Annotated in this window: 14 protein-coding genes; 10 read left to right on the forward strand and 4 right to left on the reverse strand. The window is 41.4% G+C overall.

What is annotated here, in order from left to right:
* Positions 1-2: 2 nt before the first annotated feature.
* Together FIU21_RS06445 and FIU21_RS06450 are read right to left on the reverse strand one after the other, a co-directional pair.
* Positions 3-458 (reverse strand): hypothetical protein, encoded by a 456-nt coding sequence (locus FIU21_RS06445; protein WP_004360452.1) that lies wholly within the window; start codon positions 456-458, stop codon positions 3-5.
* A 437-nt stretch (positions 459-895) separates the two neighbouring features.
* The gene (locus tag FIU21_RS06450) at positions 896-1,348 is read right to left on the reverse strand and encodes a nucleoside deaminase (protein ID WP_004360453.1); all 453 of its coding nucleotides are present in this window, start codon (positions 1,346-1,348) and stop codon (positions 896-898) included.
* A 232-nt stretch (positions 1,349-1,580) separates the two neighbouring features.
* Between FIU21_RS06450 and FIU21_RS06455 the strand changes: the two genes are divergently transcribed.
* From FIU21_RS06455 to FIU21_RS06500, 10 genes are all read left to right on the forward strand, one after another.
* On the forward strand, positions 1,581-1,946 hold the full coding sequence (locus FIU21_RS06455; protein WP_004360454.1) for a YraN family protein: 366 nt from the start codon (positions 1,581-1,583) through the stop codon (positions 1,944-1,946).
* 14 nt (positions 1,947-1,960) lie between these two features.
* A complete protein-coding gene (locus tag FIU21_RS06460) occupies positions 1,961-2,752 on the forward strand; it encodes a biotin--[acetyl-CoA-carboxylase] ligase (RefSeq protein WP_004360455.1) in 792 nt (263 codons plus the stop codon).
* A 54-nt stretch (positions 2,753-2,806) separates the two neighbouring features.
* Positions 2,807-3,517, forward strand: a complete 711-nt coding sequence (gene pyrH, locus FIU21_RS06465; RefSeq protein ID WP_004360456.1) for a UMP kinase — start codon at positions 2,807-2,809, stop codon at positions 3,515-3,517.
* Positions 3,518-3,744: 227 nt separating this feature from the next.
* Entirely contained in the window at positions 3,745-5,844 is a 2,100-nt protein-coding gene (locus tag FIU21_RS06470; protein ID WP_036886372.1) for a protein-disulfide reductase DsbD family protein, read from the forward strand.
* An 883-nt stretch (positions 5,845-6,727) separates the two neighbouring features.
* Positions 6,728-9,979: a SusC/RagA family TonB-linked outer membrane protein gene (locus tag FIU21_RS06475; protein ID WP_036886428.1), complete on the forward strand. Its 3,252-nt coding sequence runs from the start codon at positions 6,728-6,730 to the stop codon at positions 9,977-9,979.
* 18 nt (positions 9,980-9,997) lie between these two features.
* Entirely contained in the window at positions 9,998-11,455 is a 1,458-nt protein-coding gene (locus FIU21_RS06480; protein WP_004360459.1) for a RagB/SusD family nutrient uptake outer membrane protein, read from the forward strand.
* 367 nt (positions 11,456-11,822) lie between these two features.
* Positions 11,823-12,530 carry a DUF4843 domain-containing protein gene (locus FIU21_RS06485; protein WP_036886374.1) on the forward strand — a complete coding sequence of 236 codons (708 nt, stop codon included), beginning with the start codon at positions 11,823-11,825 and terminating at the stop codon, positions 12,528-12,530.
* A gap of 40 nt (positions 12,531-12,570) precedes the next feature.
* Positions 12,571-13,998, forward strand: a complete 1,428-nt coding sequence (locus FIU21_RS06490; RefSeq protein WP_004360461.1) for a PKD-like domain-containing protein — start codon at positions 12,571-12,573, stop codon at positions 13,996-13,998.
* Positions 13,999-14,005: 7 nt separating this feature from the next.
* Positions 14,006-16,555, forward strand: coding sequence for a zinc-dependent metalloprotease (locus FIU21_RS06495; RefSeq protein ID WP_004360462.1), 2,550 nt, complete (start codon positions 14,006-14,008; stop codon positions 16,553-16,555).
* A gap of 20 nt (positions 16,556-16,575) precedes the next feature.
* Positions 16,576-19,095: a zinc-dependent metalloprotease gene (locus tag FIU21_RS06500; RefSeq protein WP_004360463.1), complete on the forward strand. Its 2,520-nt coding sequence runs from the start codon at positions 16,576-16,578 to the stop codon at positions 19,093-19,095.
* 273 nt (positions 19,096-19,368) lie between these two features.
* Here FIU21_RS06500 and FIU21_RS06505 read toward each other — a convergent pair whose 3' ends face one another.
* A complete protein-coding gene (locus FIU21_RS06505) occupies positions 19,369-21,678 on the reverse strand; it encodes an outer membrane beta-barrel family protein (protein ID WP_036886381.1) in 2,310 nt (769 codons plus the stop codon).
* A gap of 398 nt (positions 21,679-22,076) precedes the next feature.
* Positions 22,077-22,391 carry a thioredoxin gene (gene trxA / locus FIU21_RS06510; protein WP_004360465.1) on the reverse strand — a complete coding sequence of 105 codons (315 nt, stop codon included), beginning with the start codon at positions 22,389-22,391 and terminating at the stop codon, positions 22,077-22,079.
* Positions 22,392-22,457 lie beyond the last annotated feature (66 nt).

The raw sequence follows: 22,457 nt of genomic DNA on the forward strand, positions 1-22,457 counted from the left end.
ACCTAATCGTTGTCTTTCAAGTTTTCCAAAGTCTTTTTGGCATTGTTGTAGGCGATTAACAACCCGCATCCTACTGCCAATGGGACAACACCAAATACGGCGCCTATAGGGATATATCCTTTGTCAAAACTTTGCAAAATGCTCAAAACTATAATAACCAATATGGTTGCCGCCCCTCCGATAAGACAGATTGTCCCCCAAAGTAGTTCCTGGTGCATTTTTGTCATCAGTTGCTCTTTGTATGATTTCTTTGAAGGGTTCAGCTTGTCGAGAAACTCCTGCACGTCAATGTCAGGATTCTTTTCAATAATAGCCGTAACAATCTCGCTTCTTTTGTCTGTTTCGTGTTGTTTGTTACGGTAAGAGAGCCAAGCCATTATGATAGGAAGAACTACTGCAATTGCTATTGGAACGAGACTTTTAATGATTGATTCTAATATTACATAATTCATAATCATTTGTTTTTAATATGTTATACATTTGGTTTTCTTTCTGAACCGATTCACTTGTATAACGTTGTTGATTTGTAAAAGGTGACATCAAAGGCATAAATTTATTTGTTTTATGGTATTAATTGTATTCTTGATAACGGCTCTTTTTTATGCTTACAACAGCTTTTGAGCGAATTATTTACATGAAAATAAATATTTTTATTCATGATAAAAAAGAATTATTTTCACGACAATAAATATTTATTTTCATGTAAATAATTCGTTAGCGTGTAGCTATAAGAAGTTAAAAGGGCATTTATCAGCAGTTTATCTCTTACCTCTAATATTCGTAAAGAGCACTGGTAAAACCCTTTCTCTTTCCTTTCTATATCTTTATTAGTATCACGAAAAGAGGTGATGTCTTAACTCCTTTTACTCCCTTTCACTCCTTAACTCCTCGATCCCTACCTTCTCTCTTGAAAGAATCGCTGCATCAAGGCACGACATTCTTCTTCCATCACACCGTAAGTAACATTAGCTTTTGGGTGAAAGGCTTTGGGTGCATACTCGTGATAGCCTCGTTTCTCATCGGGACAACCGTAGACAATGCGTTGGAGTTGTGCCCAGCCTATAGCACCAGCACACATGATGCAAGGTTCAACAGTCACATATAGCGTACAATCCTGTAGGTACTTACCCCCTAACTCGTTGGCAGCCATGGTTATTGCTTGCATTTCAGCATGCGCAGTGACGTCATTGAGCGTCTCTGTCAGGTTATGGGCACGAGCGATGATACGGTCGCGACACACCACAACAGCACCAATAGGGATTTCACCTTCTTTATAAGCCGCTTCGGCTTCAGCTAATGCACGCTGCATAAAGTATAGGTCTTTCTTGCTTTGTTCTTCTGTACTCATACTGCAAAAATACGGGTTTTATTTTGATTTTACGAAAGATTATTCTAACTTTGTGCGTGAATATTAATGTACACAATTCTTGACGGGAGTGATAAAGTTTAAGGATTTTAGAAGAAGTAGGCAATACCTTTGTTTCATCCGTAAATCGATTTGATACGTATAAAGAATTATCTTATCTCCTTCTAATAGTCTGAACTTCTAAAACTTCTGCAAGTTGAGGAAAGAAAGACGCATGGCATACCATAACGAATTGGGTAAATGGGGAGAGGATGTGGCGGTAAGCTATCTCCAACAGTTGGGTTATGTCATTCTTCATCGTGATTGGGATTATCATCATCGAGACTTAGATATTGTTGCTATAGATAATGGTACGCTGGTTATCGTTGAGGTAAAGACCCGAAAGAATGAGCAGTTTGCTGATGCCGATGAGGCTGTCACTGTGCAGAAAGTGCGTTCGCTCTCGATAGCTGCCAATGCATACGTCAAGCGATATAACATCAATTTGGATATTCGCTTTGATATAATCACTGTCGTAGGGCAGCCAACAGGAACCAATGAGGTGCGCCATGTGAAGGATGCCTTTCTTCCATTCATATAAAGAATAGATTGTAAATGAAGATAATAGATGCCGTATTAGGCTTTTTCAAGCCAACAGTAGTAGAGAAAGAAAGAGAGGTGAAAGTCGTAAGATTGGATGCTGTCGATAGTACAAATGCCTACCTTCGCACTTACACACCTGCTGAAGATGAGCCAATGACAGTCGTTGTTGCCGATTATCAGACTGCAGGAAAAGGGCAGGGGACGAACACTTGGGAGAGTGAAGCTGGTAAGAACCTGTTGTTTTCGGTACTTGTTCATCCGACGATGCTGCCTGTTCGTAGTCAGTTTCTACTCTCTGAAGCTGGTGCTTTGGCATTGAAAGAAGCTTTGGCAGACTATGTGAAAGAAGATATCAGCCTGAAATGGCCCAATGACATCTATTGGAAAGATAAGAAACTGAGCGGAACACTGATTGAAACAAAGCTCGCTGCGGGGCGTATAAAAGACTGTGTCTTCGGTGTGGGACTGAATGTAAATCAGGAAACGTTCCATAGTGATGCTCCTAATCCCGTTTCTCTCTGTCAGATTTTAGGGTATGAAGTAGACAAAGAAGAACTGCTGAAAAAGATAATCAAGAAGTTCTCAGAACTCTATCAGCTGTTAGAGATGGGCGGGTATAATGATGTCAGTGCCATGTATCACGAAGCTTTGTACCGCCGTGGAGGCTTTCATAAGTTCCGTGATGCTGATGGCGAGTTTGAAGGCGCTATCGTTGAAGTAGAAGACGATGGGCATCTCATCCTCCGTGACAGCAAGGGTATGATACGTGAATATCAATTTAAAGAAGTAGAATTTATTATATAACAAGGTGTTTGGGAAAGTAAAGAAGTTCCTTCAACTCCTTCAACTCCAAAAATAATGGCAAGATTTAAAAGAATTCTCTTGAAACTTTCGGGTGAGAGTTTGATGGGAAAACAGGGCTTCGGTATCGACCCTGAACGTCTTAGCGATTATGCTAAGCAGATTAAGGAAGTACATGAAATGGGTGTACAGATTGGTATCGTAATCGGTGGTGGTAACATTTTCCGTGGTTTGAGCGGTAGTCAGAAAGGCTTTGATCGTGTGAAAGGCGACCAGATGGGTATGTGTGCTACTGTTATCAACTCTCTTGCGCTCAGTTCAGCACTTGAGGCAATCGGTGTGAAAGCTAAGGTCTTGACCGCTATCCGTATGGAACCAATCGGTGAGTTCTATAGCAAGTGGAAGGCTATCGAGGCTATGGAAGCAGGTTATGTTTGTATCTTCTCAGCTGGTACTGGTTGTCCTTACTTTACAACGGACACTGGTTCAAGCTTGCGTGGTATTGAGATTGAGGCAGACGTAATGCTTAAGGGTACACGTGTAGATGGCATCTATACTGCCGATCCAGAGAAAGATCCATCGGCAACTAAGTTCTCTGAAATCACATATGATGAGATTTATAATAAGGGTCTTAAGGTAATGGATCTCACGGCAACGACTATGTGTAAGGAAAACGATCTACCTATTTATGTCTTCAATATGGACGTTGTCGGTAATCTGAAGAAGGTTATGGACGGTGAAGATATAGGTACGTTGGTGCATAATTAATGCTGATTATTCTCAAATGAATAGCTGTTGCAGCAGGTAGGTGACTACCTGTCTGCAACAATATACGTAAAATAAAAATCGACGAGAGAACTCATCTTAATCCTGAAAACCTTTTGAACATAGATTGATAAAAAGTTATTGAATATAAATATTAAATATATACATTATGTAATGTTATAAAAATAATTTTCTTATCTTTGCAGTTCAAATTCTAATAGTATAAAACGATGAAAAGAAGAAATACACTATTTATCCTCTTTACGCTGTTGTTTAGCCTCACAGCTATGGCACAGCAGAACCCTGTTCACTTTTCTGTACAGCAGAAGCAGGTTTCACCAACAGAGGTTGAGGTTATCTTCACAGCGAAGATTGACCAGGGATGGCATGTATATTCAACGAATCTTCCTGCTGATGGTCCTACATCTGCATCTTTACATGTAGATAAAGCAGAGGGCGTAACACCAGTTGGTAAGCTCACAACACGTGGTAAAGAGTTGAATGTCTATGATAAGACTTTCGAGATGAAACTACGTTATTTTGAAAATAGCGTTGGTTTCGTTCAACGTTACAAGATAACAGCCAAGACCTATAGTATAAAGGGTTATTTGGAATATGGTGCTTGTAACGATGAGATGTGTTTGCCACCAACACAGGTTGAATTTAATTTCAAAGGTAATGGACCTGCTTCCGCGCCCGCAGCAACACCAACAGCTGCTAATGCAGAAACGGAAAAAACAACGACAGCTGCTACTGATGTAGCAGCTGATGGTTTATCTGCACTTTCCGCAATGACTGCAGATACTGCTAAGAAAGCTGATGTGTTGCCAGCCGATACTGTAGGGGCTCTAAAGCAGGAGAATGCACAAGTAAATGCAGATGTTAACTTGTGGCAACCTGTTATCAAAGAGTTGTCAGCCTTCAATAGCACCAAGGACAGCACTAATAGCTCTCTTTGGAGTATTTTCTTTATGGGTATTTTAGGTGGTTGCATCGCTTTGCTCACCCCTTGTGTATGGCCTATCATTCCAATGACGGTAAGCTTCTTCCTCAAAAGAGCGAAGGATGACCGCAAGAAGGGTATACGTGATGCAGTGACATACGGCTTGTCAATCATTGTTATTTACATGGGTTTGGCAACGCTTGTTACTTGGGCTTTCGGTCCACAGAAGTTGAATGAGTTGGCAACAAATGCACCGTTCAATGTGTTCTTCTTCCTTTTGTTAGCAGTCTTTGCTTTCAGTTTCTTTGGATGGTTTGAACTTCGATTGCCTTCTTCATGGGGTAATGCGGTTGATAATAAGGCTTCTGCGACAACAGGTTTGCTTTCTATCTTCCTTATGGCATTCACCTTGTCATTGGTAAGTTTCTCTTGTACAGCTCCTGTCGTAGGTCTTCTCCTTGTTCAGGCAGCAACAAGTGGTGACTGGGTAGCTCCTGCAGTGGGTATGTTTGGTTTTGCTTTGGCTCTTGCCTTACCATTTACCTTCTTTGCTCTCTTCCCAACTTTGCTTAAAAAAGCACCAAAGTCTGGTTCATGGATGAACATGATTAAGGTTGTGTTGGGTTTCATCGAGTTGGCATTCTCACTGAAGTTCTTGTCAGTAGCCGACCTCGCGTACGGCTGGCATATTCTTGATCGTGAGACATTCCTTTCTATTTGGATTGTTCTCTTCGGTCTCTTGGGTCTTTACCTTATTGGTAAACTCAAGTTCCCACATGATGATCCAGAGCAGAAGGCTATGCCTGTACCAGCTATTATGCTCGGCCTTTGTTCATTGGCATTCTCTGTTTATATGCTTCCAGGACTCTGGGGTGCTCCTTGTAAGGCTGTTAGTGCGTTTGCGCCACCTATTAACACACAGGATTTCAACCTTGCTCCACAGACGGTACATGCTGCTTATACAGATTATGATGAGGGTATGCGTGCAGCCGCCGCAGCAGGTAAGCCAGTCTTGGTTGACTTCACAGGCTTTGGATGTGTGAACTGTCGTAAGATGGAGGCATCTGTATGGACTGACTCACGTGTAGCCGATAAGTTGAATAAGGACTACGTTCTCATCTCACTTTATGTAGATGATAAGACTCCATTAAAGCAGCCTGTTGAGGTGAAACTCCCAGACGGAACTTCACGTACACTGCGTACTATCGGTGATAAGTGGAGCTATCTTGAGCAAACAAAGTTTGGTTATCTTGCCCAGCCATTCTATGTGCCATTGGATAATGCGGGTAAACCATTGAATGGTAGCTTTAGCTTTAAGGAGGATGTACCTGCTTATCTTGAGTTCCTGGACAAGGGATTGGAAAATTATCGTGCACAGCATCAGTAAGATTTCGACGTGATAACATGGTTTTTTGCTATCTATAGATCGTAGAAAGGCGACAGTTATAAATTCTAAAAAGGGGTTGTATCAAAGTAACCATTAATGGTTTTATTTTGATACAACCCCTTGTTTTTATTTTAATTATAAGGACTTCGGGCTTAAAATAGTGGTTCGTGTAATCTTGTAAGTGATTGCTGAGTAAGTTAACCATCAATGTCTTTATGATTCGTAACAATCATAATGAACTCTTTATGTCATCTTTTCCCGATATGTTGATGGTCAGCACACTTTGTGTTGATGGTTAGCACTATTGGTGCGGAGCCTTAGCACCATTGGTGCGGAGCATAAGATAGGCTTCAAAAGACGGTCGATATGCGAGCAACTTGAAGTAAGTAGTTTGCAGTTTTAGCCTCTAAAAGCACAAGGCTTTTGATGCTACGGAATGTAGACGCAGATAGAATAGTAAGCTTTTGTCTATGATAAACGGGCGTTTGTAAGTATAAAAGCAATTTAAAAATTTATTGAAAAGCAATCAGAACATAAAAGTAAAAAAGTATAAGGAAATCTTATACGAATTTGACACATAATTTATTATTTACTATCATTTCGTTAAGAAAATGCCATTAAAATGTATATTTAGCTATCAAAAAATAATAATAATGAAGGGAATTCTTTATTTTTAATAATAAAATAGCTTGAATTTTTATTTTTTTTCGTACTTTTGCAGAATAAATTATAATAGGTATTGTCTACCTGTGAAGGGACTATCTCAATAGTATTAATAGAAATGAAGATTTCTTTTCTTCTCTCTGAACAATTATTAACATAAGAGTTTTCGAGTAAAAAAGATTGTAATTTCAAGTAACAAAATTCATAATTTTAGAGAATGATGCAGAAGATTAAATTCCTCCAACGCATAATATGTGTTCTTTTTTTGAACCTTTTATGTTTTGGTCCATTAAGTCTCCCCATGTCAGCGCAAGATCTGAATGGCGCAAAAGTAACTCTTTCTATGCATGATGCAACGGTAGAGGATTTCGCCAATGAGGTCGCAAAGCAGACAGGATTAAATGTAAAGTTTGCAGATGAAGGCGTGAAGGCACTTAAGGGTGTTACTCTTGACGTGCGTGATCAGTCAGTATCAAGTTTGTTACTGAACTTGGCAAACCAGTTCCCACTCTCTTATACCGTTGAGGGTAATACCCTGACGCTTGCAAAGAAGGAAACTACACAGCGCAAGGGTAGCGTTCGCGGTCAGGTTACTGATAATAACGGTGATCCAATCATCGGTGCTGTCATCCGTGTGGATGGCGTGAATGGTGGTTATGTTACCGATATCAATGGTGAATACGAGATTGTGACAGATCTAAAAGAGGTGCACATGAATGTATCATATATTGGTTATAAGACAGTTACAAAGACAGTAAAGAATGGCGCAACTGCTAATATCACGCTGCGTGAAGATTCAAAAGAGATGCAGGAAGTGGTTGTGACCGGTTATCAGACTAAGAATAAGAATTCGTTTACGGGTTCTCAGGTGGCTGTAAGTCGTGACCAGTTGATGAATGTGGGTACGAAGAATGTGTTGCAGAGTATTGCAAGTTTCGTTCCTGGTATGGTCATCGCAGATGATAACCTCAAAGGTTCTGACCCTAATAAGGTGGCAGAACTCAATATCCGTGGTCGTGCAACCTTCGAAGGACAAGCCAATACACCAGTCTATGTGGTAGATGGTGCGCAGGTTTCTGCTGAGTATGTTGCCGATATGGACATGAATGATATCGAGACAGTTACCGTATTGAAGGATGCTTCTGCATCTGCTCTTTATGGTGCTAAGGCCTCTGCTGGTGTTATTGTTATTACAACAAAGACCTTGAAGGGCGGTAAGTTGAAATTGAACTATAGTGGAACAGTACGTTTGTCAACACCTGATTTGCACGATTATAACTTGTTGAATGCACGTCAGAAGTTGGAGTATGAACGTCTTGCAGGTTTGTTTACAGACACAAGTCCTTCAACTCAATATACGCTCGACAAGGATTATGCACGTATATATAATGATGTTCAGAGAGGTGTTGAGACTGACTGGCTGTCTAAGCCACTGCGTAATGCGATCTCACAGTCACACAGTTTGAGTGTAGATGGTGGTGATGACCGTGCAAAGTATAATCTCGGTATTCGTTATGGTAAGGATGCTGGTGTCATGAAGGGTTCTGATCGTACTCGTCTTTCAACCAATTTCCGCCTGTCTTACAATATTGCAGGTAAATTCTTCGTGTCAAACAGTTCGACACTCTCCTCTGTATCAAGTAACGTGTCACCTTATGGTGACTTCTCAGACTGGGTTAAGATGAATCCTTATGAGAATCCATATAACTCTGATGGACAGTTGCGCTCTTCACTCTATCATGACTTGGCGAACCCATTGTATGATGCTTCGTTGGGTAGTTATAGTAAGACAAATAACTTTGACTTCCTCAATACGACAAGTATTCAGTTGTGGTTCGGTGAGAAGATTCGCTTGGATGGAGACTTTACAGTCGACCGTAGCAAGCAGGATAGACGCACTTTCACATCTCCTTTTGCCTACAGCGAGATTCGTAATAAGTCTGCTGATCAGCGTGGTTCATTGTCTGATAACTGGGTAAATACCACAACGTTGCAGGGAAAAGCAATGTTATCATATAATAACTACTTCTTTAAGAAGCTCTTCCTTACTGCAATGGGAGGTGGAAGTATTGAGTCAACGTCATCAGATGCCGCTACTTATACTTCAATAGGCTTCTATTCTGATAAGCTCGGACACCCATCTTTCGCTACGGCATACGCTGCAACGCGTCCAAGTGGCTCTGATACACAGACAAGAGGTGTAGGTTTCTTCGTTAATGCCAATACAATTTGGGATAACAAGTACTTCCTCGACCTTATCTATCGTTATGAGGGTTCATCTCGTTTCGGTAAGAATCAGCGCTTTGCCCCATTCTGGAGTGTTGGTGGTGGATGGAATATTCACAACGAGAAGTTCATGAAGGGCTCACAAGTTTCACTCTTGAAGCTTCGTGCCAGTGTTGGTTACTTGGGTAATATCAACTTTAACCCATATCAGGCATTGACTACCTATAGCTATAACAGTTCTTACTTCTATGGTAAGGGAACTGGTGCTACACCAATTACTATCGGTAATCCAGACTTGAAGTGGGAGCGTACATTGAGCACCAACATCGGTGTTGACTTCACAGCTTTCCGTGGTCGTGTCGACCTTTCAGCTGATTATTATATCAAGAACACAGACAACCTGCTCTTGGATATTACTAAGGCACCATCTGTAGGTGTGACAACTTCACGTGAGAACATTGGTGAGGTGCAGAACTCAGGTTTTGAACTTCGTCTGCGTACCTTCCCAATTCAGAACAAAGATTGGCAGTGGTCACTCGGTCTTACATATGCTTATAACAAGAATAAGATTAAGAAGATCAGTAATTCTCTGCGTGAACAGAATGAGAAGAACAAGTCTGACAATGGTGTTGCACCGCTTCCTATCTATGAAGAAGGTCAGTCTTTGACAGCCTTGAAGGTTGTTCCTTCTGCAGGTATCGACCCAGTAACAGGTCAGGAAATCTTCATTAAGCGTGATGGTACATATACTTTCGTTTATGACTCAAATGATAAGGTAATCTTCGGAGATACGAATCCTTTAGGTACGGGTTCTATCACTTCATACCTTACTTATAAGCGATTTGCATTGAGTTGTTCGTTCTTGTACTCTTTCGGAGGTTCTGTCTATAATGAGACTTTGGCAACAAAGGTAGAGGGAGCCAACCCTAAGTACAATGCTGATGAGCGTGTATTGAATGACAGATGGAAGACTCCTGGAACTGTTGCAAAGTATAAGCGTATCGACGATACAACTACTCCGTATCAGACATCACGCTTCGTAGAGAAGAACAACTTCTTGCGTATGAGCAGTTTGTCACTCTCTTATGAGGTTCCAACAAACTTTATTCAGAAGTATGGATTGAAGCGTATGTTCTTAGAGCTTCTTACTAACGACCTCTTCTACCTATCAACAGCGAAGAGAGAGCGTGGTTTGAACTATCCATATGACAGAAGCTTTGAATTCTCATTACGATTCTCACTCTAAAACTAAATTAGGATAACAATGAAGAAGATAACGAAATATATAGGACTATCCATGGTGTTTGCTTTGCTTACATCATGTAGCGACTTCTTGGATGTGCAGTCAAAAGGACAGCTTACCGATGACGAGATGTTCACTGACCTTACTGGTTATGAGGATGCTATGTTTGGTATCTACGGTAAGTTAGCTTCATCTAATCTCTATGGTAGTAATCTTTCATGGGGTATGGTAGATGAGTTAGGTCAGCAGTTCGGTTATGACAACACACAAGATGTTAGTTATTATCTGAACCGCTACCAATATACCAATCAGCAAGCACGCAACGTCGTGGATGCTGTTTGGAGCAATATGTATAACAATATCTCTAATGTCAACAATGTGTTGAGACACATTAATGATATTAGTGCAGGTGCACAGGAGCGCAAGATGATTCATGGTGAGGCGTTGGGTCTGCGTGGCTTTATGCACTTCGACCTCGCTCGCCTCTACTGTACAGACTATACGCGCAGTGATGCAAACACGCTTGGTCTGCCTTATGCAACAGAGTTCAATTTGAAGAACCGCACACGTTATACCTTGCAGGCAACGTTCAACCTTATTCTTAAGGACTTGAATCAGGCTGACTCATTGTTGACAGACGACAATGATGTTACATACGATAATACTTTCGTACGTGATTATAGTAAGGGACGTGTGATTCTTTTCAATAAGTATGCAGTAAAGGCTACCAAAGCTCGTGTATATTACGCTATGGGTAAGTACACAGAAGCTGCAAAGTATGCTCGTGAAGTCATCAACGCTACACAGAACTTTAAGCTGAATACAAGTACTTCACTTGACTCTGTGATGCGTTTCCCTGCAAGTAAGGAGATGATTTTCGGTGTTTATGCTGCCGATCGTTCAACAGCCATTCGTACAGCCTTCCTGCGTTCTACAGGTTACGGCTCTTTCGTTGAGGGTCGTCGTGACACACGTAGTCTCTATGAGACCGACCTCTTTACAGCGCTTAGCTCTGACCTCCGTTTCACCTCTTTCTTTAGAGAGAATACATCAGGTTCAGCATCTTCTTTCAGCTTTATCCGTCTAATTCAGAATGATGCCGAGGCTACAAGAGGCGTGTTGAAAGGCTTTGTGTTAATTAGTCTGCCAGAGATGTATTATATTTTGAGCGAAAGTCTTTATGATACAAACCAGACAGAGGCAATCAGTCTGCTCAATCAGGTAAGAAAGAGTAGGGGACTGGGTGATGTAGACGCGGCTAAGGTTGCAACACGTACACTCTTTGAGCAGGAGATGATGCGTGAACGTATGCGTGAGTTCCCTGGTATGGGACAAACCTTCTATGCGTTGAAGCACTATAACCGTAGTTTCACTGACTTCAGAAACATCGACACGTATCAGCCTTCAGATGCCATCTTCAATCTCCCATGGCCAGACAGAGAGAATGAGTACGGTGATCAGGCTGTACACAACGAATAGTACATATCAAAGAGTTAGCATGGTTTAGCACTGCTAAGCGATACGAGCAAGACTACTTGTAAAAAGCGTTTAGCATCGCTAAATCACTGACTTGAGTGTATAAAAGAAGAGATATAAACATAAAAACAAATATTGTAATCCGATAATACTTAAGTAGTATAAGCTCTCTAACGGGCTAACTAATATGCAGCACCATTGGTGTTAGCCCTCCGCACCATGCGTGCTGAGCCTTCGCACCACATGTGCGCGAACTTAAGACATCGGCAAAACATGGAAAAGCGAAGTCATAAGCGTCCTATATAATAAGGAAGAAAAGGCTAAGCTACATGGAAATTGCTTATCGGACAACACTAAAAAACAAATGATTATGTATAAATCAATCACAAACTTCTTCGCTATCGGTGTCATTGCATTGTCGTTGGCAGCGTGTTCAAATGATGAGTACAAAGGTGAATACTCAAAGGATGGTACTTTCGAAGGAGCAAACCAGGTTTATTTCGACCTCAATAATGCTTCTGACACATTATATAACTATTCGTTCGGAACACAGCCTACGAGCGTGACAACAGATACGGTTACTGTAAAAGTCAAGCTTGCAGGAGTGAGAAAGTCACAGGCTCAACATTATAAAGTAGTTGTTGACCCAAGTAGTTCTGCCAAAGCAGGAGTACACTTTGAGGCAATCAATAGTGATCAAGTAATCCCAGCTGATAGTCTTGCATCAAGTTTTCGTGTAGTTCTTTTGCGTCAGAATCTTAGTGATACTAAGAACGAAAATATTCGTCTTGTTCTGCGTTTGGAAGCATCTGACGACCTTGGTGTCCGTTTCCCTAATGCACTAAAGAGAACGATTACTTTTGACAATGTGCTTGAAAAGCCATACTGGTGGGACAATCCTACGCTGCAAGCAATGGGTCTTCCTGCTTATACACCAGCTAAGTATCGTTATCTCCTGTCTTTGTATAACTCAGATGCAAGTGAGATTGAGAAGGCAATACGTAATACAAGAAGTTGGACACAGCTTTATAGAAATATTCAGAAGTTGAAGGCTTACTTTGCAGCCAACCCTGAATAAGCACGTTCATAGGTATAACGATTAAAATAATTGACGAATTATGGTAAAGAAATATTTATTTATCTTAGCTGCAACAGCCCTTACCTTCACTTCTTGTATCAAGGATGATTCAACAGAAGGAGGTGATGGTGTGTCTGTAATCAGTCTGCAGACACCTCTGAATAGCAGTTATACACTTAATCAGGGTGATACTTTGAAAATCAACCCAGCGGTGTTGCAAAGCAATGGAAAGCAGAAACTCACCTACGAATGGGAGATTAATCATAAGTTGGTTTCAAGTGATTCTGCACTTGTTTACCCTATTCAGAGTTCTGGAACCTATACAGGACGTCTTCGTCTAAGTAATGGTCAGAATATTCAGATTTATGAGTTTAGAGTGAATGTTGAGTATGCTTATACAAAGGGTGTTTATCTCTTGGCAGAAAATAATAGTAAGTCAATCCTTTCATATGTACCTACAGAGGATGTAAACAAGAGTTTCCACCTTGATGTGTTGGCTCCTAACAACCCTAACATTAACTTTGGTACACCTTGCTCAATGGCATGGAACAAGACTATCGGTGGTCAGGCAAACAATGTTCTGATTATTGCAGCAGGTAATCCATCAATACTTTACCAGCTTGATGGTTATGAAATGTTGTCACTTTTCCAAACTCCTGTCGGTGAGAAGGTGATACAGGTAGCGGCTAACTCTGATCCAGGTGCACCAAAGGTTATGACTGTTACTAAGAATAACTTGTATTCATTGGGTCTGAACACAACCAACTTGATTTCACAGACTTCACGTTTCACAAGTGCTGTAGGTGGTTCTGTTACATTTGCAAATAGCATGACTCCATGGTGGAGAGACGACCTTTTCTATGCACATGGTGATGCTTACTTTGACAATGCACACGGCTCTCTGTTAGCAATGGCTATTGAGAATACATCAGTTCCTGCTGAAATCTTGAAGGGAACCTTCACTGGTGATACGTTGGTTGGTATGGGTAGTGTTAACAAGCAGCGTAACCTTGCACTGATCACTAATCAAACAAGCACGGGAACATTCTACTTTACATACATCTTCCCCGGCTACTACTCTTCTTCTGCAGATAAGAGAATTGCAGCTAATGTGCTTTACCGTGTTGCAATGCCTTCTACTTCTGGTATCGCTAATGGGTCTGTAGTACGCTCGGCTCGTAGCAAGAACATTGTTTATTACACTAATGGCAATGCCGTCTATGCACATAACGTACTTGCTAATAGTAACTTCCCAACTGCAGCACTGTTCACTGTAGGTAGCAGTTCTGAGAAGATTGTAGACATGGTGTTCTCAGATGATGATAACCTCATCTATGTTGCAACCAATGATACATCGGCATCTATGCCAGGTAGTCTATACTGTTATGACACGCAGACAAATGCTCTACGTTGGTCAAAACAGCACATTACGGGACGTATTGTGAAGGCATTATTCAGAAATAAATAACATACAAATGATAAGAATGAATTTCTCATTTAAGAACTCTTTACTTGGAGGGGCATTACTGCTCCTCCTTGTATCGCAAAGTACTGTTGCAAAAGCTGATGATGACAAGTCTAAGTCTAAACCAAAGAAGGAGACAAAGTATGACCGTCTCTTCAAAGATAAAAAGACTGAGACGGCACGTAGTAAGTTTATTACTGTTCATAAGCTTGACAACAAGATTTACTTTGAGTTGCCACGTACTTTGTTGAAGAAGCAGATGATGCTTGGTGGAGTAGTAAACTCAACAACTGACGCATCTACAGTTACTGTTGGTTCGACAAGTTCTAATCCTGTTTTGTTCTATTTTGATATACAGGATAGCTCTGTGGTGATGAAGACTCCTAATAATGTTCTTTTCAAGGAGAATGCAAACTCTGCTGACCTTGATGCGGCATTGGCTCTGAACTATCGTGATGGTATTTGGCAGGGCTTTAACATTATGGCTTATAACAACGACAGCTCTGCAGTTGTCTTTGACGTAACTTCTTTGTTAGGTAAACCAAATAACCTCATATCGGTTATGCCAACAAAGAATGGTAACTATAGTATCAAGGCTACTCCTAAGCCAGAACTCTCGTTTATTCGTGGTATAAAGAGTTTTGATACGAATGTTATCGTTAATAATGACTTCACTTATGGTGTGTCTACTTCTCTGATGTCTATGCCTATCGGAGGTGAACGTCCTACAACTGTTGGTGTTAGTTATAGTGTAGCACTTGTGCCAGAGTCTGCAATGCGTCCACGTATTATGGACTCACGTATTGGTGTTAACTACTCAGTTCGTTTGGGAATCCCAAAGGAAGGTGCAGGTACGAAGCGTATCTTCTACTCTCATCGTTGGAATCTTGTACCAAAGGATAAGAAGGCTTATGCAAAGGGTAAGTTGAGTCAGCCTGTTAATCCAATCCGTTTCTATTTGGATGATACCTTCCCAGAGGCATGGAAACAGCCTATCCGTGAGGGTGTTCTTGAGTGGAATAAGGCTTTTGAAAAGATAGGCTTTAAGAATGCTATTGAGGTTGTTGACTTCCCTCAGAAGCAAGGAGATTTCGACCCAGACAACATTCAGTATTCTTGTATTCGCTATATACCAAGTGGTTCTTCATCTGCTCCAAAGAGTGATATCTATGTCAATCCTAATACTGGAGAGATTATGGCAGCCTCTATGTTCATCTATTCTGATGTCGAGAAGTTGTTACATAAGTGGCGTTTAATTGAAACAGGTGCTGTTGATCCATCAGTACGTAGCAACCGTTTGTCTGCTGCAAAGTTTGCTGATGGCTTGAAGATGTTGGTTACAAAGGAAACTGGTAGTATGTTAGGACTCTTGGATAACCTTGGTGCTTCAGCTACTTATTCTACTGATTCATTGCGTAATGCACGTTTCATGAATACCATGGGACTTGCTCCTTCTGTTATGGATGACGTTCATTATAACTATGTTGCACAGCCAACAGACAATGGTGTACGCCTTGCTCCAACAGGACTTGGCATGTATGACTACTTTACAATTGATTGGAACTATCATTATTTCGATACTGATAATGTTTCTATCAATGATGAGAAGAATACACTTGAGGCGTTTGTTGACAAGAAGGTGACAAACCCACGTCTTCGTTATTATGCTGAGCGCAATGCTAAATGGGACCCACGTCTTGCTGCAGGTGCACTTGGTAACGATATGATTGCAAGTGCAAACCTTGCAAATAAGAACTATACAATCGTTGAAAACAATCTCTCTAAGTGGATTAAGAACGATGAGGATACTCGTATCAAAGATCAGTTATACCTGCAGATATCACAGAATCGTTACGCTTTGTTCAAGCAGGTGTTGAGTAATGTTGGTGGAATGTACCTCAACAATATGAAGATTTCAGCAGGAGTACCACAGTATCAGGTTGTTTCTAAGGAACTTCAGCGTCGTTCACTCTTGTGGTGTTTGCAGGAAGCTATGAACTTCAAGAAGTATGCTAACCGTAACTTCGAGCGTAAGGGCTACTTGTCAGTAAGCTATTATGACCAGAGTTTGGAGTTTATGGGTTACGATTTGATGGCAGCACGTATGCGTGTAGCTATCACTTCTTACTTGAATCCAAACAGTTACACACAGAAAGAGTACTTTGATGATATCTATAACACCCTCTTCAAGAGTGTTGCTGAGATGCGCGCACCTTCTCAGGGCGAGCGTGTTTTGCAGCGTGCATTTATGAGTCAAGCACAGAGTGTTGTCTCTAAGGCTACTGGTAACGGTGGCTCAGGCGGTGGCTCTGGTTCAAGTACGGCTTTAAAGGGTGATGATCTCGGTGCAACTCCGGGCTTCGGTGACCCATCTCAGAACCTTGCTCCAACTGTTGATATCACTCTCGCAGACAATTCAGAGCTTTACTTCTACAACAGTCTTCTGAAATTGAGAACAGCTTTGGAGAAATGTTTGAAGGCAAACTTGCCACTTGAAGCGCGTACACACTATGAGATGATGCTCTTCAAAATCAATAAGACAATGGAGGTGAAGAAATGAGAAAGACTTCATTTTTATCAATGAAATCGGTTCATGCAACCCTATTAGCAGTGGGCTTCTTGAGCCTTTCACTGTCAGCACAGGCTTTCCCTTTCTTTAAAAAGAAGAAAAAGAAGGCTACAACCACTACTTCTGTGGTGAAGAAAGATGCCTATGAGCGTATTCTAACCGAAGAGAAGACAGACTCTGCAAAGGGACCATTCGTTTCGTTCTATAGGACAGGTGAGAAACTCCTCATGGAGTTGCCACCTTCTTCTATCGGTCGTGACATGCTTATTGGTGCTACAATTTCATCTGTATCAAGCCCACAGTTTGCTGAGGTTGGTACTCGTGCTGGTTCTATTTCACACGTTCGCTTTGTAGAGAAAGATAGCTCTATCGTAATGCAGGCTATCAACTCTGAATTACTCGACGCCCTACCAACAGGCAATGCGAAGCAAGCACAGGCTACGAACTATCGTAACCTTGACTTCTATAGCTTCCCAATCAAGGCAAGAAACAAGAAGACTGGTGGTATTCTCTTTGACGTTTCTTCTTTCTTCTTGAGAGAAAGTAAGTATTTCCCAGTGATTGCAAAGATTGCTGGTCCATATCGTGTGGATGCTGACTTAAAGCCAGAGTGGATTAAAGTCACTTCTTTGAAGTCGTTTGCAAACAATGCTTGTATCTCGATGGAGCGCAACTATGTTACCAACATGACTGGTAATAGTGGTAGTGTGGCTATTAGCAATCATCCTGTTTCTATCGGTGTACAGTTTACTTTGGCACTCTTGCCAGAGGATAAGATGATTCCACGTCTGAGTGATACTCGTCTTGGCTACTTCCTTACACCGAAGTCAATCGTCAATGACAGTCTTATCGACCATGCAAGCTTTATCAATCGTTGGCGTTTAGAACCTAAGGATTCTGCAGCTTACTTTGCTGGTCAGCTCAGTGAACCTGTCAAACCTATTGTGTTCTATATCGATAATGCGTTCCCTGAAAAGTGGAAACCAGCGATTCGGAATGCTGTCCTTAGATGGAATAAGGCTTTCGAGCGTATCGGTTTCAAGAATGTGATGCAGGCTGTGGACTTCCCAACCAATGATCCAAACTTCGATCCTGATAACTTCCAGTATTCTTGCATTCGTTATCTGCCTACTGCAACAGAGAATGCAATGGGGCCTTCATGGGTTGACCCACGTACAGGTGAGATTATCACAGCGACCGTATTGGTGTATAATGACGTTGTGAATGTTATCAATAGCTGGCGATTTATTCAGACATCACAGCTTGATCCTGCTGCACGTACATTGGATATGCCTGACAGTCTTTTGCTGCCATCACTTGAATACATTGTGACACATGAGGTAGGACATACACTCGGTTTGATGCACAACATGGCTTCATCGGCTGCAATCCCAACTGATTCGCTCCGTTCTGCAAGCTTCACACAGAAGTATGGTACGACAGCATCTATTATGGACTATGCTCGTTTCAACTATGTTGCACAGCCAACAGATAAGGGCGTGTCACTGACTCCTCCTGAGTTGGGTGTCTATGATAACTATGCAATAGAGTGGGGATATCGTGTTTTCCCTAACTCAAAGACTTTCCGAGATGATGTAAAGCCACTGATGGCACTCGTAGAGTCTCATGCGCACGACCCAATGTATCGTTACGTACTTCAGCAGTCACGCTATCGTTATGACCCAACTGCTATTGAAGAGGACCTCGGTGACGATGCTGTGAAGTCAAGTACATACGGCCTTAAGAACCTTGAGTATATTCTGAGTCACTTCGATGAGTGGATTCCAGATGGTGCTGATGGCACACGTAAGGCTAAGCTCTATCGTCAAATGGTTTCTCAAGCATACGGTTATGCACGTAATGTCTATGCTGTCATTGGTGGTATCAAGCTGAATCAAACCACAGAGTCTTCTGGTATTCCTCGTTATGAGGTGATGCCTAAGGAGAAACAACGTGCTGCTGCAATGTGGTTGTTGCAGGAAGCACGCAAGTTTGGCAAGCGTGGTGTTGAGAGTATCGAGAATCGTCTACCTCAGATTAACTCTCATCCTTACAAGACATTGGCAGGTGGTATTCAGGAAATGGCTCTTTCTGCAACCGCACGTTTAGCATTGAGCTATTATGCTGACTCTACTTCTTATTCTCCATTGGAGTATTGCGAAGACACGTATAATAATGTTTGGGCTAAGACAATTGCTGGTGATGAGAATCTTGATGATGATGATATCGCCATGCAGCAACTCTATGTTGAACGTCTGAAGGCTAACATTGTTGAGGTTAGACAGGTTGGTAAGGTGCGCAGCTTGCGTGATGATAAGCAGGATGTGGCTTTCCTTGGCTTTGGTGTTGGTTATGGTGAGCCAGAGACGATGTGGACAGAGACCATCGATCGCACAGCTGAATATGTGTTCCACTATGCACAGAAGCTGCAGAAGCTACTTGAGGAGCGCATCAAGACAACGAAGGATACAACTATCAAATCTCAGTATGAGTTGATGTATGCACGTGTCCAGCGTTATATGAATGATTAATCTTCCGTGATAACATACATTTCAGAGGGTATATCTTAGACGTTAGTGTCTTGGATATACCCTCTTTCTTTGTACGTAATATTGCTGCGCACATGACGTGTTAAGGCTTCGCACATATTGTGCTAAGGCTTCGCACCAATGGTGCGGAGTACTAAACAACATTTAATGTCTTACCAAAGCAGAGCCAATTGGGTGTAAGTAGGGAGTTGTTTAGGCAGAAGTAAACTTGGCCTATTGGGTCATAGGCTAAGTTTATTGGTGCTTTTCTGCCGTCTATAATCTGTTCTTTTCAGCCTGTCCGGCACCTGTACCCTTGTATTTGCTTCGTGAAGTGTTGAACTTATAGGTAACAGTTAGAACAAACTGACGGCTGTCGTATGTACCAATATATTGAGTCTCCATAGACTCTGTGTAGCTAATTCCTCCTTCTTTTTGGGTATGGAACAAGTCTGTTCCACCAATACGAAGTGCGAGTCTGTCTTTTAGGAAAGACTTGGTAAGGTTGATGTCAAGCGAACCTCTATTGCTTGCTAATGAGGCAATTTCGCCATCGCCTTTTGTAACGAGGTAGGACTCCATTGATAGCAACCAACCTTTTCCAAAGTCAAAGGTGTTGTTAAAGCTGAATTGCCAGATTGGTTTGTTCAGCTTATAGGTCTTTGTACTTGTATGTAATGTGAGCCATTGCTTCTTCATTAATGCCGTGAACTCAGGTGTCCAGATACCGATTGTTGGCGAAAAAGCTAACTGAGTAGATATTGTCTTGATGCTTGGAAGATTCGTGTAGGTAAGACGTGAGATAGCTGAGTTATGACTGTCTTGTTCGCTCCAGAAGACAATGGCGTGACGACGGTCATTGTATGAGATGCCAAACTGGATGAACTTCCACATAGCTCCTAAGCTTATGTCGTGGATATATTCGTGCTGAAGCAGTGGGTTACCCGACTGCATCAAGAAACGATTGCCGTATGTAACGTTATTGCTTAACTGACGGTAAGAAGGACGACATGTCCTCGCTGCATAGCTTAATTGCATCTGTAGGTCTCCTATTTGAGTAGCTGCAGAGATGCTTGGGAATAAGTTGCTGAACGAACGACTCTGATTAGCAATGTGCTGTCCGTTTTCATAATAGTTGAAGTGTACCGCCTCCCAGCGTAAACCAGCTGTCAACTGGCAGATTGATAGCTGGTGTTTGTATTCCATAAAAGGAGCGATATTCGACTCTTTTAGCTGTGCGGATGAGCTTGGGACATAGTTTTCAGGATTGCTATACGTGTCATTGCGGTTCGTATAGGTATATTCTGCACCCACTGACAGATTACCTCCTAAAACAGGATAGCCCAAGGTTAGCTTAGAAGCAAAGAGCCTGTTGCGCTCTTGATTGTCGGAAGTCACGGTGCGACTAACCTTGTTGCGACTTTCTTCTCGAGAGGTAGTATGGTTATTTTGCTTGTTATAAAGATAATCAGCATTGAAGTCTATGTCCATCTTTCCTATCTTTCCAACATAGTAGAGATTAATGAATTGGGAAGGACGATGGGACTGCTTGCATGTTGCAAAGGTGTTAATATGGTCGTAGAAAGTCCCGTTTGCCGTTACATCACTACTAAGCGTAAAAGGTTGAGGGGAGTCGTGGAGGAAGTTAAGCATGTATTTGATACCAATAGAATTACTATCATTTAGCTGATAGTCTGCTCCTATTGTATTCTTAAAATTAGAATTCCTTTCGGTGACTTTTTGCGTGAAGTCCTGCTGCCAAAGGGTGTCAGCGTGGACAATAGTAGTTGTTGTGCTGGGATAGTTACCATTGTCAAGTGAATAGGCATGCCCACCAAAGAGTTCTAAATGCTTATGGCGATACTTCCAGTTGAGTCGTTCCGAGAGGTCTACATTCTCCGACTGGTAGTAGGCGGAGCGTACATCGAAGCCAAAACCGTCGCCTACAGCCTTCTTTGTGCGTATCTTTACGACTGCTCTTACTGCTGCATTATATCTGCTTCCGGGATTACTTATCACCTCAACGCTCTTGATATCGCTTGACTTTAGGCGTTCAAGCTCTGTTGCATCACGCATCTGACGACCGTTGATATAGATAATAGGTGTACCTCTACCAAATACTTCGTAGCCATCTTTCTTCTTCGTCAGTCCTGGGACATGTGCAAGGACATCCTCACAAGTGCCGAGTTTGCTCAGAATGGTGTTCTCGATGTTCGTTTGTATACCCTCTGTTGTCATCTTATGCAAGGGAGCATTGCCTTTGACAACTACCTCTTTCATCATTTTTGCATCTTCTTTCAGTACGATAGTAAGGTTATCTTGGTTGGAAAGAACCGTAGTGAAAGGTTCATAACCTACGAAAGAGGCTTTAAGGATATTACCTACTGTAACCTCCTTGAAGTTGAAACTACCATCATCAGCGGTTGTTGTACCAACAATGAAGGTAGAATCCTTGGCTGAAAGGATAATGACATTTGCGTAGGGGATAGGTTTCTTGTTTTCATCAAGTACCTTTCCAGATACGGATTGTGCATTAGCTCGAAGTCCAGTGCAGAACAAAAGGAGGATAAGTAATAGTTTTTCCATAACTAATGAAGTTAAGTGAATTGAAAGGTTCAAACTCAGTTGCGCTTTTAGAAAGCGATAGGTTTCTGTTGCAAAGGTATAAAATTATATGATTACTAATAAAAAAAAAGGAAAAACTTTCAGTTTAATGTGTCTTTTTTAGTAGTGAGGTGGTTTAGATATGAAACTTTATGCATAATATAAATATGATGGTGAGTATCAGTGATATGTGACGTTATGATATTGAGTTACTCATAGGCTTGGGAGTAACTTTAGTATTATACTTCTTTTATGTGTCTTTTCATAGATAATGTTTTACAATAGAACGAGGTTTGGAAAACGTGATAAAATGAAAAAAGCCATACCAGAATCCTATAAAAAGGATTACTGATATGGCTTTATATTTATAAGTGTTTTGTTTAGAGCAGCGCGTCGAACTTCTCCTTGAGAACGTCCTTTGAAGCTGCACCAACAAACTTGTCAACCAACTGACCACCCTTAAAGAAGAGGATGGTTGGGATGTTACGTACACCGAAATCAATGGCTACGTCATCATTCTCCTCAACATCACACTTGCCTACAACAATCTTACCATCGTACTCCTCGGCAAGTTCTGAGATGATAGGACCAATCATCTTACAAGGTCCACACCATGTTGCCCACAAATCAACTACCAATGGTAACTCACCATTCTTGTAAGTCTCTAAATTCTCGTTAGTAATTACTACTTCCATTTTTATTCTGTTTATAAGTTTATTAATGAAGTCTTTTCTATCTATTTACTCATCATCAAAGATTGT

The sequence above is a fragment of the Prevotella melaninogenica genome, from assembly GCF_013267595.1.
Lineage (GTDB): Bacteria > Bacteroidota > Bacteroidia > Bacteroidales > Bacteroidaceae > Prevotella > Prevotella melaninogenica_D.

Bases quoted from the DNA above. Each gene is read 5' to 3' on its own strand.
- FIU21_RS06500 (WP_004360463.1), top strand. From the start codon at position 16,576: ATGAAATCGGTTCATGCAACCCTATTAGCAGTGGGCTTCTTGAGCCTT.
- FIU21_RS06505 (WP_036886381.1), bottom strand. From the start codon at position 21,678: ATGGAAAAACTATTACTTATCCTCCTTTTGTTCTGCACTGGACTTCGA.
- trxA (WP_004360465.1), bottom strand. From the start codon at position 22,391: ATGGAAGTAGTAATTACTAACGAGAATTTAGAGACTTACAAGAATGGT.
- FIU21_RS06485 (WP_036886374.1), top strand. From the start codon at position 11,823: ATGTATAAATCAATCACAAACTTCTTCGCTATCGGTGTCATTGCATTG.
- FIU21_RS06490 (WP_004360461.1), top strand. From the start codon at position 12,571: ATGGTAAAGAAATATTTATTTATCTTAGCTGCAACAGCCCTTACCTTC.
- FIU21_RS06495 (WP_004360462.1), top strand. From the start codon at position 14,006: ATGATAAGAATGAATTTCTCATTTAAGAACTCTTTACTTGGAGGGGCA.
- FIU21_RS06470 (WP_036886372.1), top strand. From the start codon at position 3,745: ATGAAAAGAAGAAATACACTATTTATCCTCTTTACGCTGTTGTTTAGC.
- FIU21_RS06445 (WP_004360452.1), bottom strand. From the start codon at position 458: ATGATTATGAATTATGTAATATTAGAATCAATCATTAAAAGTCTCGTT.
- FIU21_RS06475 (WP_036886428.1), top strand. From the start codon at position 6,728: ATGCAGAAGATTAAATTCCTCCAACGCATAATATGTGTTCTTTTTTTG.
- FIU21_RS06450 (WP_004360453.1), bottom strand. From the start codon at position 1,348: ATGAGTACAGAAGAACAAAGCAAGAAAGACCTATACTTTATGCAGCGT.
- FIU21_RS06480 (WP_004360459.1), top strand. From the start codon at position 9,998: ATGAAGAAGATAACGAAATATATAGGACTATCCATGGTGTTTGCTTTG.
- FIU21_RS06460 (WP_004360455.1), top strand. From the start codon at position 1,961: ATGAAGATAATAGATGCCGTATTAGGCTTTTTCAAGCCAACAGTAGTA.
- pyrH (WP_004360456.1), top strand. From the start codon at position 2,807: ATGGCAAGATTTAAAAGAATTCTCTTGAAACTTTCGGGTGAGAGTTTG.
- FIU21_RS06455 (WP_004360454.1), top strand. From the start codon at position 1,581: ATGGCATACCATAACGAATTGGGTAAATGGGGAGAGGATGTGGCGGTA.